The organism is Rhodococcus sp. MALMAid1271 (genome assembly GCF_049195265.1).
In the GTDB taxonomy this organism is placed as follows: domain Bacteria; phylum Actinomycetota; class Actinomycetes; order Mycobacteriales; family Mycobacteriaceae; genus Rhodococcoides.
Genome location: NZ_JBMIRQ010000091.1, coordinates 1 through 13,389 on the forward strand (window position 1 = coordinate 1; position 13,389 = coordinate 13,389).

Sequence of the window (13,389 nt, forward strand, 5' to 3'; positions counted from 1 at the left end):
GCGTACCTGGAGGTGCGCAAAAGGCGCACGACCGGGGTGGTGGACAGCAAACGACACCTCTAGGTTTGTACCCGTGATAACGATGACCGATCCGCAGTTGCGACCGTCTCCCCGAGCACGCCTGCTCTGGGCCCTCAGTGCCGGACTGATGTGGCTGCCGGTCTTCATCGCCCAGATCGTCTGGGCCCTGATCGACACGGATCGAACGTCGTGGCCCCATGTCACCGTCCTCGTCGTCTCGGCCGTACTGGCCGCGCTGCACATCGCCATCGTGCCGGCCTGGCGGTATCGCGTACATCGTTGGGAGATCAGCGACACCGCTGTCTACACCCGCACCGGCTGGCTCTCGCAGGAACGACGCATCGCTCCGATCTCGCGAGTGCAGACGGTCGACACCGAGCGTGGACCGCTCGATCGGCTGCTCGGGTTGGCAACCGTCACTGTCACCACGGCATCCTCCGCCGGAGCGGTGAAGATCACAGCGCTCGATCAGGGCGTCGCCGACGACACCGTCGCCCGGCTCACCGACATCGCAGGGCGCACGGTCGGTGACGCAACGTGACCGCGGACGGTTCCAACGAAGAGGCGCAACTGCTGGCCGTCGAGGAAGAGCAGCCGTGGTTGCGTCTGGACAAGCGCATGCTGTTGGTGCATCCGGTGAACGAGGGTGTCAAGATCCTGCCTGTTCTGCTGGTGTCTTTTTTCGTCGGCAGTCAGAGCGGTAATCACTTCTGGAGCCTCGGCATCCTCGCGGTGGTCGTGGTGTTCGCGATTCTGCGCTGGTTCACCACCAGCTACCGGATCGGTCCGGTGCATGTACAACTGCGCACCGGTGTGTTCCAGAAGAAGCTTCTCTCGATACCGCGCAACAGGATTCGCTCGGTCGATGTGGAAGCGAACGTACTACATCGGGTGCTCGGGCTGTCCATTCTGCGTATCGGTACCGGTCAGCAGGCAGGCAAGGGCGAGACCTTCGAGCTCAACGCACTCGACACCTCACTGGTTCCGGCACTGCGCGGCGATCTGCTACAGCGCGTGTCGGGCCAGATCCCGGCGACCGATGGCACGCCTGCGACGGCGGCGGATCCCGGTGTGGAGATCGCGCACTGGCAGTTCTCGTGGGTACGGTTCGCACCGTTCTCGATCACCGGCATCGTCACCATCGCCGCTGCTATCGGCGTGCTGTTCCAGTACGGGTTGGGGCAGACGCTCGCCGAGTCTTCGGTGGTCTCGAACAGTATCGACTCAGCCGAGCAATTCGGAATCACTGCGCTGGTCGTCGTCGCGCTGGTGGTGCTGCTCGTCGTGTCGAGCATCTTCGCCTGTGTCCGTTACCTGGTGGCCTATGCCAATTTGACGGTCACCGATCAGGGCCGAACCCTGCATGTCAGTCACGGATTGTTGCGCACCCGCCAGTCGACGCTCGACCGCAAACGGCTGCGCGGCACCTCGTTGTCCGAGCCACTACTGCTGCGGGCGGTGAGCGGGGCCAGGCTCGATGCGATCATGACCGGCGTCAGTGCAGAGAAGAAGGAATCCTCCCTGCTTCTCCCCCAGGCACCGCGCACCGAAGCTCTGCGCATGATGAACACCGTGCTCGGCGACGCCGGCCTGCACGGCGGCGCGGATCTGCCCCTGCTCCAACACGGGCCTGCAGCGCGGCGACGCCGGTACACCAGGGCGGCCCTACCGGTCCTGGTCGTGGCAGCCGGAATCGGAAGTGCGCAGTATCTCGGCGCGCCCATTCCGATCCTCGCCTGGATCGCCACCGGGGTGCTGTTCGTCGCGGCCGTCGGGCTGGCTCACGATCGCTACCGCGGACTGGGCCACGCGGTGCTCCCCGGTTGGCTCATCACCCAGCACGGCTCGCTGGACAGGAATCGGCACAGCCTGGAGGCAGCGGGCATCATCGGTTGGACGGTGCGGCAGACGTTCTTTCAGCGGCGGGCCGGGGTTGCCACCATCGTCGCCGCGACTCCGGCCGGGGTCGGACACTACGAGGTGGTGGACATCCCCATCGAGAACGCGTGGGCCATGATCGACGCCGTGACCCCGGGGGCCGGAGACATCTGGCTCAGTCGTTCGTGAGATGACGATATGGCCGGCATGAAGAAGACGCGCCCACGGACCATCGCCGAGCTCGACACAGCGGTGTCCGCTTGTCGGGCCTGCCCTCGCCTGGTCCGGTGGCGAGAGCAGGTGGCCGAGGACAAGCGTGCGGCATTTGCCGGCCAAAACTATTGGGGTAAAGCGGTTCCCGGATTCGGACCGTCCGATGCAGCGATGCTGATCGTCGGACTCGCGCCGGCCGCTCACGGCGCCAACCGCACCGGACGGATGTTCACCGGCGACCGCAGTGGGGACGTACTGTATCGCGCGATGCATGCGGTCGGGCTGGCGAATCAGCCCACTGCAACCCATCTCGGAGACGGGTTGACGCTCAACGGAGTTCGCATCACCGCCCCCGTCCATTGCGCGCCACCACAGAACAAGCCGACGCCCGCCGAGCGCGACCGATGCAAGCCGTGGCTGGACGACGAACTGCGATTGCTGCGTCCGACATTGCGGTCGATTCTCGTTCTCGGCGCCTTCGGCTGGCAGTCACTTCTGCCGATCCTCGCCGCCAACGGCTGGGACATACCGAGACCTGCGCCGAAGTTCGGTCACGGAGTTCGGCTCGAGTCGGGATCGATCACGGTATTCGCCAGCTATCACGTGAGCCAGCGAAACACCTTCACCGGACTGTTGACTCCGAGGATGATCGAGGATGTGCTGCGGGATGCGGGTCGGCATGCACGCTTGCTGTGATTGCCTTCATCCGATACATGAACAGCAGCACTCCGGCGGGGCCCGCTCCAGCGATGATCAGCAACATGGTGCGCCAATCGGCGAGTAACAGGACGTCGCCGCCCGGGCCGCCGAGCATGCACAGCACCACTGCGGCAAACCATCCGAGCAGGGGCGACGCCACCCAGATCGGACGTTCGGCAACTTTGCGTGCAGCAACGATCAAGGCCACGTTGGCGATCCCGCCGAGCAGGGCGCTGATGGGAAATTGCATCGACCCGAGATAGGTAGGAAGAAAGACGACAGACAGAATCCCGGACAGAAAGCCGTCGAACACCAGTACCGAGACGGTGGCCCAGGACACCAGGGCGACAGTATTGGATGCGGCCTTCGAGATCATGCGTCCAATACTGCCTTGACCCCGGCTAGGTCAGTGCACCGGCACTCAGGAAACCGGCGGATAGCCCAGCGACGTGAGCAGGTTGGACGCACCCATCGCGATCTGACCCAGAACGTACTGGTACAGATCTGCCTGCGCGCCGAACTGCGGCTTGAGAGAATCGACGAACGCGACGATCGCGTCCTGCACTACCCAGTTGTACATGTGTGTTCCGCCCCTGCTGTGGTGAGACCAGTTCTGTGGCCAATTCAGTGATGCGGAACACAGCCTAGTACGCCGGAGAACAGGTCGGTCTCCCTGCCCGTCTCATCGGCACCGAGTTCGCCGCGGACGAGCACGTACTGCTCGTCCAGCAGGATCGGTTGGGCGATGTCGTTGGACAGTGCGTACTCGCGGCCCGACGGTGCGACGGTGACCTGGGTGGCGTGGGCACGCAGGGCGTCGCGCTTGGCGTCGAGCACACCGCGAACGTCGATACTGGTGGTGATCATGGTCTCGGGCACACTCGGTAGCTCCCCCTCGACCGGCATCCGCCAGTGCGCCGGAATCTCGTCGATCGCGGCGAGGCCCGACTGCAGTTGCTCCTCGCCGGTGACGGTCCAGTAGAACTTCGACACCTCCCAGGGCAGTCCGGCATCGGGATGGGCATCGGTTCCGCAGACCTCGACCGCTTCGGTCACCAGCGAGTGCACTTGCTGATGGTCGGGGTGGCCGTAGCCGCCCTCGGGGTCGTATCCGACGACGACCTGAGGCCGAAGCTCACGAATGACCTTCACCAGCGCCCCGAGCGCCTCGCCGCGGTCGGCATTGACGAACGCGCGCGGATCGCGGGCGGCCGAGGTTCCGGCCATCTCCGAGTCGCGCCAACGACCGGCACTGCCGAGGAATCGGGGCGGGTTGCAGCCCAGGGCCGCGAGCGCGCGATGCAGTTCCAGGATGCGATAGCCGCCGAGTTGATCCGCACGGTCGACGACCAGATCGGCCCAGGCCTCGCCGATCACTTCCCCCTCCTCGCCGAGCGAGCAGGTCAGCACCGTCACGTCGGCCCCGGCGCGAACGTAATGCGCGATGGTCCCCCCGGTAGTGATGGTTTCGTCGTCCGGATGGGCGTGCACCAGCAGTAGTCGCTGCGGTTCCGTCAACGTCTGCTCTGTCATCGCCTGATCTGCCTTCGGTCGTTGCTCGAGTTGCTCGGTCACCTGGGCGTCCGAATCCACTGTGCGGCGTCGGCGAAAATGCCCACCTCGACCGGGCCCGTCAACGAGACGCCGGTGATCCCGGGAACTGCCGCCACCACCGACGAGTCCTGCATGATCGGCAGGGTCGACGCCAAAGACCACAGTTGGGGCTCGATGTCGTTGCGAATGACCGATGAATCGAGACCGCCCACCAGGGCCTTGTCGATCGTCGGCTGCAGGCCGGGAACGCACAGGCCAGACAGGCTCCGCGGGGCGGGCGCGGGGTCCTGACCGTCCTGAGCCGGATCTGCGACACAGCCGAATCGGGAGGCCAGCGCCGTTGCCGGGTCTGCGCCCGCGCTGGTCCAGCCGATCACCGCGTCGACGGTGCCGTCGGTCAAGGCCGTGGAATACAACTCCTCGGGGGGCAGCGCAGTCACCGTCGCATCGATGCCTGCCCCGACCAGTTCGTCCGCGGCGGTTCCCGCGACAGCGAGCGCGACGTCGTCGTTCTCGACGGCACCGATCACGAACCTCAACGCGGTTCCGGACGCGTCGGCGAGGCGATCGACTCCGGGCACCGGCGCACTCGTGGTCGCAGCGCTGCCCGTCGGCGTGGTACTCGTCGGGGACGGGGATGTGGTGGCCGGGGTGTCCACCTTCGGTGTCGATGTCACCAGCGCATCCGGCGTCGAGACGAAGCCGGCGCTACGCAGCAGGTCGAGGGCGGCTGCTGTGCCGATGGGAGCAGGTGATGTCGCGGTGTAGTCGGGATCGGAGGGCGAGAGCAGCTGCGCTGCGGCGCGGCGATCCGTTGCGCCGCCCGATCCGACCGTAGCCAGCAGATTCGGGTCGAGTAGACCGAAAATTCCTTGCCGCACAGTGGCATCGGCCATGTTCGGCGCTCTACCGTTCACCGTCATCGACAGCACCCGAGATTGCGGAATGGTGCCTGTCCGCACGCCCGGAATCGCCGAGAGCTGGGCCCGCAGAGCCGAGTCGCCCGTGACCTGCGCGATCTGAGCATCGCTCGACCGCAGGGAATCGGCGAGCTGGGCCGGGGTTCCGCCTCGCCGGATCAGAATCTGATCGGGGGATGCCGGCTCGCCCCAGAAGCGATCGTTGCGCTCGAGCAGAATCTCGTCCCTGCCCTGGTCGACGGTCTTGATGTTGAATCGCGCACCCGAGACCGGAACGTTGTCTGTCAGACCACCTTGGAACCCGCCGGGAGAATCCTTGAGCAGGTGTGAGGGCACGAGATCGGCGAACAGGCGGGGCCAGGCCGGATACGGCGATCGGAGTGTCACATCGACCGTCTTGCCGCCACCCGAGGCCGCGACGCCGGTGATCAGGCCGTACCCCGCGGAATCGACGACCCCGGGCTGGGTGATCATCTGCTGCCACAGGTAGCGGAAGTCCTCGGCCGAAATCGGCGCACTGTCGGACCACTGAGCTGCGTTCTGCAATTGATACCGAATGGTGAACGGCGACTGCGATACCACCTCGGCCGAGATCAGCAACGACATGTCCGGCTCCCAGGTGGTGATCCCGGTGGCGGGATTCCGAACGGGGCGAAAGGGACTGGGCAGCACCAGGGAACTCACTGCTGCCGTGGCGGGTGACTGGTCTGCCATCAGGTGCGGGTTGAACCCGATGCCCACGTCGTCGATGGCGACGACCACCGGATCACCGGTCTTGGCCGGCACCATCGTGGTACTGACCGGGGTCTCCACGCTCTCGATCGGCGGTGGCGGATCCGCGGTGCACGCTGCAAGTACCAGAGCCATGGCAGAAACCAGAACCACCGGCATCAGCACCTTGCGCAACGAGGATCTCCTTCGTGGTGTGGCTACCGAGACGGAAGAAGCGACGCCCCACGAAGGTGACACGCCGCTTCCGCCGCACAAACGATTCTTACAGAGCAGCCTTGTCGCGAGTCTTGCTACGTGAACGCTCACGGGCCCGCTCGTTGGAGTCGAGGTGCACCTTGCGCACGCGGACGACCTCCGGAGTCACCTCGACGCACTCGTCACCTGCACAGAACTCCATGGCCATTTCCAGGTCGAGCTTCTTCGGCTTGGCCAGGGTCTCCATGACGTCTGCCGAGGACTGACGCATATTGGTCAGCTTCTTCTCGCGGGTGACGTTGATATCGAGATCTTCCTGACGCGGATTGATGCCCACGACCATGCCCTCGTACGTATCGGCACCCGGCTCGACGAAGAACGTTCCGCGGTCGGCCAGCTGGATCATGGCGAAGGGGGTGACCGAGCCGTTGCGGTCCGATACGAGCGAGCCGGTGTGGCGGGCTCGGATCTCGCCTGCCCACGGGGCGTACCCGTGGAAGACCGCGTTGGCGATGCCGGTGCCGCGGGTGTCGGTGAGGAAATCGGTACGGAAGCCGATCAGACCGCGCGAGGGAACGATGAACTCCATCCGAACCCAGCCTGCGCCGTGGTTCGTCATCTGCACCATCTTGCCCTTGCGTGCGGCGAGCAGCTGGGTGACGCTGCCGAGGTATTCCTCCGGGGTATCGACGGTGAGCTCCTCGAAGGGCTCGTGCAGCTTGCCGTCGACCTGACGGGTGACCACCTGGGGCTTGCCGACGGTGAGCTCGAATCCTTCACGACGCATCTGCTCGACGAGGATGGCGAGAGCGAGCTCGCCGCGACCCTGCACCTCCCACGCATCGGGGCGACCGATGTCGAGGACCTTGAGCGAGACGTTACCGATGAGCTCCTGGTCCAGACGGCTCTTGACCATCCGCGCGGTGAGCTTGTGTCCGCTGACGCGTCCGACGAGCGGGCTCGTGTTGGTACCGATGGTGACCGAGATGGCCGGCTGGTCGACGGTGATGCGCGGCAGAGCGACCGGGTTTTCCAGGTCTGCGAGGGTATCGCCGATCATGATGTCGGCGAAGCCTGCGACGGCGACGATGTCTCCTGCGACACCCTTCTCGCCGGGGACGCGCTCGACGCCGATGGTGTTGAGCAGCTCGGTGATCTTGGCCTTCTGAACGACGGGCTCGCCGTCGACCTCACGCATCCAGCTCACGGTCTGGCCCTTGGAGAGCTGACCGTTGTGGATACGAACCAGAGCGAGGCGACCGAGGAAGGCCGACGCGTCGAGGTTGGTCACGTGGGCCTGCAGCGGTGCGTCCACATTGCCCTTGGGAGCCGGGACGTAGCTGAGGAGCACCTCGAACAGCTCGTCGAGGTTCTCGGCGTCGGGAGCTTGACCGTTCTCGGGCTGCACCTTCGACGCCTTGCCCTCACGGCCGGAGGCGTAGAGCACGGGGAGGTCGAGGGCCAGCTCGGCGGCCTCGGATGCCTCGTCGTCGAGATCCGACGCGAGATCGAGAAGCAGGTCGTGGCTCTCGGAGACGACCTCTTCGATACGTGCGTCGGGACGGTCGGTCTTGTTCACGACCAGGATCACCGGCAGGGATGCCGCGAGCGCCTTGCGCAGTACGAAACGAGTCTGCGGCAGCGGCCCCTCGGAGGCATCGACGAGCAGGACGACACCGTCGACCATGGACAGGCCGCGTTCGACCTCTCCGCCGAAGTCGGCGTGGCCGGGGGTGTCGATGACGTTGATGACGGTCATGGTGCCGTCGGAGTTGCGTCGGTGCACGGCCGTGTTCTTGGCCAGAATCGTGATGCCTTTTTCTTTTTCGAGGTCACCCGAGTCCATGACGCGGTCGATCGCTTCGGCACGTTCCTCGAACGCGCCTGACTGTCGAAGCATGGCGTCGACCAGGGTGGTCTTGCCATGGTCGACGTGTGCAACGATGGCTACGTTGCGAAAAGTTGTGGTGCTGTCGATGTTGTCTGCACTGCTTGGGGCGCTCACGCGAAAAATTCTCCTGGAGTCGAATGCGGGCTCTTGTTCGCTAGCGGGCTTATGTCGCTAGAGAAGCGCGCTGCACCGCGAGGTTCTCGCGACTGATCGAGTTTACCCGTAGTCCGACGGTGTCCCGCGCCACCCTCAGGTCTGTGACCTGCGCCACCCATTAGTCTTGGTGCTCATGGGCAAGGTAAAGGCCAAAGATGTCTCGGGAATGAAGCCCAAGAAAAAATGCTGTCGTAAAAAGGTTCGCTGCATCAAGTGTCCGGTGGTCATCATGCGAATGAAGAAGCTCGAATCGGCAGGTGCCACCAAGAAGGAACTCAAGAAAGGCCTGAAGGCCGCCCGGGCGAAGTGAGCAGAATTTCCCGCAGTTCAGGTATCCACAACCGGTCCGCGTCGACCAGATCCATTCTGGCCAACGCCTCCGCATCCACCCACCGAAGAGCCGAATGTTCCAGCGCTGCAGGAGTTCCCGAGATCAATTCAGCGCGGTAGGCGCGCAGCACCAGCCCGCCGGGTAGGTCGGCATCGCCGCGAAGTGCCGCTCCGATCGAACACTCGACGCCCAGCTCTTCACGCAGCTCACGTGCCAGCGCTGCCTGCTCGGACTCCCCCGGTTCCACTTTTCCCCCAGGTAGCTCCCAGCGTCCCGCCAGCTCCACAGGACGAGCTCGCTGCGCGAGCAGCACCATGCCGTCCTCGGTCAACGCGGCTGCGACAACCACCGCCGTGGGGGTACCGGACATGTCACCATCCTTCTATGACCGCATTGCTGACCGACCGCGACATTCAGGACGCCCAGCTCACCGACTGGACGGTAGCGCAGAAATCGTTGACACGAACCGTCGAACTCGCGTCGTTCCGAGCGGCGATCGAAACGGTGAATCAGGTGGCCGATGCCGCAGAGGAAGCGGACCACCACCCCGACATCGACATCAGATGGCGGTCGGTGACGTTCGTGCTCTCGACCCACTCTGCCGGTGGCCTCACTCGGAAGGACGTCGATATGGCACGTCGGATCGATGCTCTGATCGAGGAGCGCTGACGCGACCGGCATAGGCCACCCAGCCGAGGAACAGCGCCGATCCGATCACGTCGACGGCCCCTGCCCACGCCTCGAATGCGGGACGCGGGATGGTCCAGATCGATTCCTGGAAGAAGCTCAGCAGCCACGGCACGCCCACTGTGACGGTCACCAGCCAGTAGCCGGCGACGATTCTCGCCCCGGCGACCGCGCGGAGCGGCCCGTGCATCAGCCAGATCACCATCGGGATCACCCAGATCCAGTGGTGCGACCACGAGATCGGCGAAATCAGTAGGCCGAGGAGTTGGACGATGATCAGGGTGCCGAGGTAGTCGCTGCGATCGATGCCGCGCCAGGCCGCGATCGCGAGAACCGTCGCGATCAGGGCGGCGGCCATCCACAACGGCCCCTGGCCCACATCGGAGCCGACGATCCTGCTCAGCGCCCCGCGCAGTGACTGATTCCAGACCGAGCCGACGGGGCCGATGCGATCGGCATCTCCGAGCAACGTCGTGAAGTAGGTGGCTGCCTGTTGCCCCAGTGCCGCGTAGCTGACCGCGACCGTGACTGCGAAGGCCACGGCCGAGAACGCTGCGGCCTTCCATCGCCGAGTCGCCAGAAAGTACAGGCCGGTGATGGCCGGAGTCAGCTTGATTCCTGCAGCGAAGCCGACGAGTCCGCCTGCCACCCACCACCGGGAGCTGCGCACAGCAAGGATCGCCAGCAGTACCAGAAATACGTTGACCTGGCCGTAGTCGAGCGTCGTACGGACGGGTTCGGACCACAGCCCGAGCGCGGTCCAGGCCATCGCGATACGAACCCAACGAGGTTCGGCGCTGCGCTCGTCGCCCAGAACCATCGACAGCGCCAGCCGCACCACGGCGAACAGTGCGGCCATCGTCGCCGCCTGCCAGACGATGCCGACCACGGTGAACGGCAGATAGTGCAGCGGGAAGAACACCAGCGCCGCGAACGGGGGGTAGGTGAACGGAAGCGGGAAGTCCGGGGTCTGCACCGAGTAGGTGTAGTCGTACAAATTGTCGCCGAGCAGCGCGGCCGAACCCTCGACGTAGACGTGAAGATCGACGAGATTCATACCGTTGGGTGTCACGAACGCCCAGACGAATCGGCTGATCACCGAGATTGCCAGGAGAACGGGGGCCAGCCGAACAAGTCGGTTCACTGTGCGTGCGGTTCCGTTCGGTATCGATGCCGTATATCGATCGCTGAGCTTATAGGTCGCCTCTTTCCTTCCCTAACCGCATAGGCACCCGAGTAACATTTGCATCACCTTTAACACTGGCAACTCCAGTAACACGCTATCGTGTGGACTCTGCGGAGATTTCGTACCGGAGAACACATAGACTGCCCTGGCATAGATGCGACGGGGAGGGTTCGACGGCAACGGCTGTACATCGGGGATTGCGCTACATAGAGTGACCCCTCGAGCACCGGCTGTCGCCGGGGGCCCGCGTCATGATCAGAATGGGGATTATTACCGTGCTTCGTACTCGCGGAACGCGTCGCGTCGTGACGGCATTCGCCGTAGCTGCAGCCGCCGCACTCGTCGTACCGACCAGCGCATCCGCGCAGCCACTGGTGCCCATGGCACCCGCTGATCTTCCCGCACCGGCCGATCCCGGCGAACTGATCGCTCAGTTCTTTCCCGCACCCGGCGAGCCGTTGCCCGACCTTCGCGATGTAGAAGCACTGGCTTCGTTCGCCCCCGCGATCGTCGGAGCCGCAGCCGGTCCTGCCGACGTCGGAGCCGCTCCGGCCGCAGATCTGCTGGGCCAGGCCCGCGCCCTGCTCGCGGCCGCGCAGCTACCGGAGCAGGTCAAGTCGCTGCTCGAGTCGGTCATCACGTTCCTCGACGGATCCGGTGGTGGTGGACCCGATCTGCCCACCGACGGCCCGGTCATCGCTCAGTTCCTCTACCCCACGCTCGGCAAGGGATGCATCTCGGACACCGCCGATTCGGTCGGGACCGCTCTTGCAGTTCCGGGCCCGGCCACACTGCCTCCGCCCGGACCGGCCGCGGGTCAGGCGGGCTTCGTCTTCACTGCGCTGGGAACCGCTCCCATCGCCGCCGAGCAGCCCGCACCGCTTACCGTCACCTGGCTCAACATCGACAACCGCCGCTCGGGAACCCAGGACCTGACCGGCGCAGCGATGATCAACACCGATGGCCCGGCCACGCTGTCTGCCATCGCCGATACCGGCCCCGGACGTGTGCTGTCGGTCATTTCCGGTTCGCTCACCACACAGTCGAAAGAGGATCCGTCTGCGGCACCTCGCAGCTGCACCTTCCTCCCCACCATCGGCACCGTCTACGTTCCGTAGCTCCTGCTCGATCGTGCTTCGAATGCACGTCGCCCCCGCAGCTTCGATCGAAGCGGCGGGGGCGAACTGCATTCGAATGGGTTTCGAGACCGGAAATGCGGCACATCGACGGGCGATGAACGTCGCGCTGCCGCCTATCGAACCGCTGAATTACATCGATGCAATTCAGAGGACCTCGGCGGTGGATTTGGACCACTGCCCGTAATCTTCCTTCAGCACATTATTGATATCGACCGTGACTCCGCCGACGAAATCCTTGTCTATACGGATCTGGTGAATATGAGCGGCCGGGTGAACGAAGCCCTTCGGTGTCCCCCAATTGTGCTGCCAAAACCATTGGCCGAGACCTGCCACCGAGGCCAATTCGATAGTCGGTGAATTGGCATAGATTCCGGTGTTCTCGGCCCCGATCACCGACTGCCACCCCACCAGGTACGGCGCGATCGCAGTCGCGAACTCCACTGCCGTGGGATTGTCGTCGATCGAGACGTAGATCGGACGGTCCGTGGGACCACCGGCAGCCAGGTGCAGTTCGAGTCCGCGCTCGGCATGCTTGACGCCCGCCGCGTAGCCGCCGCGCCAATCAGAGGTCGCCCCCTTGCCGAACTGGTAGTTCGAGACCACCTCGAGCCCAGCGGAGGTCAGCGCATCGGCTTCGTTCTTGAGCATCGGCTTGCCGATCATCCACTTGGCATCGGGCCGACGATCGGAGACGTAGCGAACGGCCCCGAGATGGCCTGCCGCCTTGATCGCCGACGCCGACGGCACCCCGCCCGAGTAGTCGACGAGAGTCCCCAGCACCGCCTCGGCGTGTGCGGTGGTCGTTCCCAAGGCCACCAATCCCACAGCGGCGGCGGACCCTGCAGCGGCGTACTTGAACAGTTCACGTCGCGAAACCTGCACAGAAATCTCCATTGTTGCTCGATCGCCGCGGCGCGCCTACCCACAGAACTGCACCACCACTGCTAATTTGTGATCTTTTGTCGTATCCCACCACAATCCCATCGGCACCGCCAGCCCCACTGCTCACACCACACACAGTTCCCCCGTGGTCCACATCGGCAACTCGGGCACCGCGAAGGTGAGCATGAATAAGGTGGGGAACACTGATGCACGGAAGAACACGCAAAGGAGTGGATGGACATGGGCGTAACTCTCGCCAAGGGCGGCAATGTCTCACTGACGAAGGAAGCACCGAACCTGACCGCCGTCTCCGTCGGACTGGGCTGGGACGTCCGCGCCACCACCGGCGGCGACTTCGACCTCGACGCCAGCGCGATCGGCCTCGGCACCTCGCGAAAGGCGCTGAGCGACCTCTACTTCGTCTTCTACAACAACCTGCGCTCCCCCGACGGTGCCATCGAGCACACCGGCGACAACCGGACCGGCGAAGGCGAAGGCGACGACGAGAGCATCGACGTCGACCTGACTGCCCTCACTCCCGACGTCGACTCCATCGTCTTCCCGGTGTCGATTCACAATGCCGATGCCCTGGGCCAGAACTTCGGCCAGGTCGTCAATGCCTTCATCCGCGTGGTCGACAAGTCCGACGGCCGCGAGCTGGCGCGCTTCGACCTGAGCGAGGATGCCTCCACCGAGACGGCCATGGTGTTCGGCGAGCTGTACCGCCGCGGAGCCGAGTGGAAGTTCCGCGCAATCGGGCAGGGCTATGCATCGGGCCTGGAGGGGATCGTGCGCGATTTCGGAATCGACGTGGGGTGAACCGTCTCGATTGAACAACGGAATAGAACAGAACTTGTGAGGCCCAGATGATGTGTGGTGATATCAGCGCACACACACCATAGGCC

15 protein-coding genes are annotated in these 13,389 nt (G+C 64.6%); 7 read left to right on the forward strand and 8 right to left on the reverse strand.

What is annotated here, in order from left to right:
• The first annotated feature begins 82 nt into the window (after nucleotides 1-82).
• The 3 genes from ACOQFP_RS14100 (at nucleotide 83) to ACOQFP_RS14110 (ending at nucleotide 2,808) form a co-directional block, all read left to right on the forward strand.
• The gene (locus tag ACOQFP_RS14100; protein WP_341244453.1) at nucleotides 83-562 is read left to right on the forward strand and encodes a PH domain-containing protein; all 480 of its coding nucleotides are present in this window, start codon (nucleotides 83-85) and stop codon (nucleotides 560-562) included.
• Between the two features lie 77 nt (nucleotides 563-639).
• Nucleotides 640-2,088 carry a PH domain-containing protein gene (locus tag ACOQFP_RS14105; protein WP_421584704.1) on the forward strand — a complete coding sequence of 483 codons (1,449 nt, stop codon included), beginning with the start codon at nucleotides 640-642 and terminating at the stop codon, nucleotides 2,086-2,088.
• An 18-nt stretch (nucleotides 2,089-2,106) separates the two neighbouring features.
• The gene (locus tag ACOQFP_RS14110) at nucleotides 2,107-2,808 is read left to right on the forward strand and encodes a uracil-DNA glycosylase (RefSeq protein WP_421584673.1); all 702 of its coding nucleotides are present in this window, start codon (nucleotides 2,107-2,109) and stop codon (nucleotides 2,806-2,808) included.
• Here ACOQFP_RS14110 and ACOQFP_RS14115 read toward each other — a convergent pair.
• From ACOQFP_RS14115 to typA, 5 genes are all read right to left on the reverse strand, one after another.
• Nucleotides 2,735-3,187: a hypothetical protein gene (locus tag ACOQFP_RS14115; RefSeq protein ID WP_206486792.1), complete on the reverse strand. Its 453-nt coding sequence runs from the start codon at nucleotides 3,185-3,187 to the stop codon at nucleotides 2,735-2,737. The genes ACOQFP_RS14110 and ACOQFP_RS14115 overlap by 74 nt on opposite strands.
• A gap of 45 nt (nucleotides 3,188-3,232) precedes the next feature.
• Nucleotides 3,233-3,391, reverse strand: a complete 159-nt coding sequence (locus ACOQFP_RS14120) for a hypothetical protein (RefSeq protein WP_008714214.1) — start codon at nucleotides 3,389-3,391, stop codon at nucleotides 3,233-3,235.
• A gap of 44 nt (nucleotides 3,392-3,435) precedes the next feature.
• Nucleotides 3,436-4,344 (reverse strand): N-acetyl-1-D-myo-inositol-2-amino-2-deoxy-alpha-D-glucopyranoside deacetylase, encoded by a 909-nt coding sequence (gene mshB / locus ACOQFP_RS14125; protein WP_421584705.1) that lies wholly within the window; start codon nucleotides 4,342-4,344, stop codon nucleotides 3,436-3,438.
• A gap of 38 nt (nucleotides 4,345-4,382) precedes the next feature.
• Complete coding sequence (locus ACOQFP_RS14130; RefSeq protein WP_206486820.1) at nucleotides 4,383-6,176, reverse strand: ABC transporter family substrate-binding protein; 1,794 nt, start codon at nucleotides 6,174-6,176, stop codon at nucleotides 4,383-4,385.
• Nucleotides 6,177-6,279: 103 nt separating this feature from the next.
• Nucleotides 6,280-8,217 (reverse strand): translational GTPase TypA, encoded by a 1,938-nt coding sequence (typA, locus tag ACOQFP_RS14135; RefSeq protein ID WP_206486791.1) that lies wholly within the window; start codon nucleotides 8,215-8,217, stop codon nucleotides 6,280-6,282.
• Between the two features lie 175 nt (nucleotides 8,218-8,392).
• Between typA and ACOQFP_RS14140 the strand changes: the two genes are divergently transcribed.
• On the forward strand, nucleotides 8,393-8,569 hold the full coding sequence (locus tag ACOQFP_RS14140) for a hypothetical protein (RefSeq protein WP_206486790.1): 177 nt from the start codon (nucleotides 8,393-8,395) through the stop codon (nucleotides 8,567-8,569).
• On the opposite strand, the gene ACOQFP_RS14145 is transcribed toward ACOQFP_RS14140, so the two are convergent.
• Nucleotides 8,535-8,960 carry a (deoxy)nucleoside triphosphate pyrophosphohydrolase gene (locus ACOQFP_RS14145; RefSeq protein WP_206486789.1) on the reverse strand — a complete coding sequence of 142 codons (426 nt, stop codon included), beginning with the start codon at nucleotides 8,958-8,960 and terminating at the stop codon, nucleotides 8,535-8,537. The two genes, ACOQFP_RS14140 and ACOQFP_RS14145, sit on opposite strands and share 35 nt — an antisense overlap.
• A gap of 14 nt (nucleotides 8,961-8,974) precedes the next feature.
• Here ACOQFP_RS14145 and ACOQFP_RS14150 point away from each other — a divergent pair, with 14 nt between their 5' ends.
• Complete coding sequence (locus ACOQFP_RS14150; RefSeq protein ID WP_421584674.1) at nucleotides 8,975-9,259, forward strand: 4a-hydroxytetrahydrobiopterin dehydratase; 285 nt, start codon at nucleotides 8,975-8,977, stop codon at nucleotides 9,257-9,259.
• Here ACOQFP_RS14150 and ACOQFP_RS14155 read toward each other — a convergent pair.
• Nucleotides 9,201-10,421, reverse strand: a complete 1,221-nt coding sequence (locus tag ACOQFP_RS14155; protein WP_421584675.1) for a mannosyltransferase — start codon at nucleotides 10,419-10,421, stop codon at nucleotides 9,201-9,203. The two genes, ACOQFP_RS14150 and ACOQFP_RS14155, sit on opposite strands and share 59 nt — an antisense overlap.
• Before the next feature lie 302 nt (nucleotides 10,422-10,723).
• Between ACOQFP_RS14155 and ACOQFP_RS14160 the strand changes: the two genes are divergently transcribed.
• On the forward strand, nucleotides 10,724-11,581 hold the full coding sequence (locus ACOQFP_RS14160) for a hypothetical protein (RefSeq protein WP_206486787.1): 858 nt from the start codon (nucleotides 10,724-10,726) through the stop codon (nucleotides 11,579-11,581).
• A gap of 165 nt (nucleotides 11,582-11,746) precedes the next feature.
• Here ACOQFP_RS14160 and ACOQFP_RS14165 read toward each other — a convergent pair whose 3' ends face one another.
• A complete protein-coding gene (locus tag ACOQFP_RS14165) occupies nucleotides 11,747-12,496 on the reverse strand; it encodes a DUF1906 domain-containing protein (protein ID WP_421584676.1) in 750 nt (249 codons plus the stop codon).
• 228 nt (nucleotides 12,497-12,724) lie between these two features.
• On the opposite strand from ACOQFP_RS14165, the gene ACOQFP_RS14170 reads away from it, so the two are divergent.
• Nucleotides 12,725-13,303, forward strand: a complete 579-nt coding sequence (locus ACOQFP_RS14170) for a TerD family protein (RefSeq protein ID WP_206486785.1) — start codon at nucleotides 12,725-12,727, stop codon at nucleotides 13,301-13,303.
• Nucleotides 13,304-13,389: the final 86 nt, after the last annotated feature.

Excerpts from the sequence above, each read along its gene's own strand:
- ACOQFP_RS14140 (WP_206486790.1), top strand. The coding sequence starts at position 8,393 with ATGGGCAAGGTAAAGGCCAAAGATGTCTCGGGAATGAAGCCCAAGAAA.
- ACOQFP_RS14130 (WP_206486820.1), bottom strand. The coding sequence starts at position 6,176 with ATGCCGGTGGTTCTGGTTTCTGCCATGGCTCTGGTACTTGCAGCGTGC.
- ACOQFP_RS14105 (WP_421584704.1), top strand. The coding sequence starts at position 640 with ATGCTGTTGGTGCATCCGGTGAACGAGGGTGTCAAGATCCTGCCTGTT.
- ACOQFP_RS14165 (WP_421584676.1), bottom strand. The coding sequence starts at position 12,496 with ATGGAGATTTCTGTGCAGGTTTCGCGACGTGAACTGTTCAAGTACGCC.
- mshB (WP_421584705.1), bottom strand. The coding sequence starts at position 4,344 with ATGACAGAGCAGACGTTGACGGAACCGCAGCGACTACTGCTGGTGCAC.
- ACOQFP_RS14110 (WP_421584673.1), top strand. The coding sequence starts at position 2,107 with ATGAAGAAGACGCGCCCACGGACCATCGCCGAGCTCGACACAGCGGTG.
- ACOQFP_RS14150 (WP_421584674.1), top strand. The coding sequence starts at position 8,975 with ATGACCGCATTGCTGACCGACCGCGACATTCAGGACGCCCAGCTCACC.
- ACOQFP_RS14115 (WP_206486792.1), bottom strand. The coding sequence starts at position 3,187 with ATGATCTCGAAGGCCGCATCCAATACTGTCGCCCTGGTGTCCTGGGCC.
- ACOQFP_RS14160 (WP_206486787.1), top strand. The coding sequence starts at position 10,724 with ATGGGGATTATTACCGTGCTTCGTACTCGCGGAACGCGTCGCGTCGTG.
- ACOQFP_RS14145 (WP_206486789.1), bottom strand. The coding sequence starts at position 8,960 with ATGTCCGGTACCCCCACGGCGGTGGTTGTCGCAGCCGCGTTGACCGAG.
- ACOQFP_RS14120 (WP_008714214.1), bottom strand. The coding sequence starts at position 3,391 with ATGTACAACTGGGTAGTGCAGGACGCGATCGTCGCGTTCGTCGATTCT.
- ACOQFP_RS14170 (WP_206486785.1), top strand. The coding sequence starts at position 12,725 with ATGGGCGTAACTCTCGCCAAGGGCGGCAATGTCTCACTGACGAAGGAA.
- ACOQFP_RS14100 (WP_341244453.1), top strand. The coding sequence starts at position 83 with ATGACCGATCCGCAGTTGCGACCGTCTCCCCGAGCACGCCTGCTCTGG.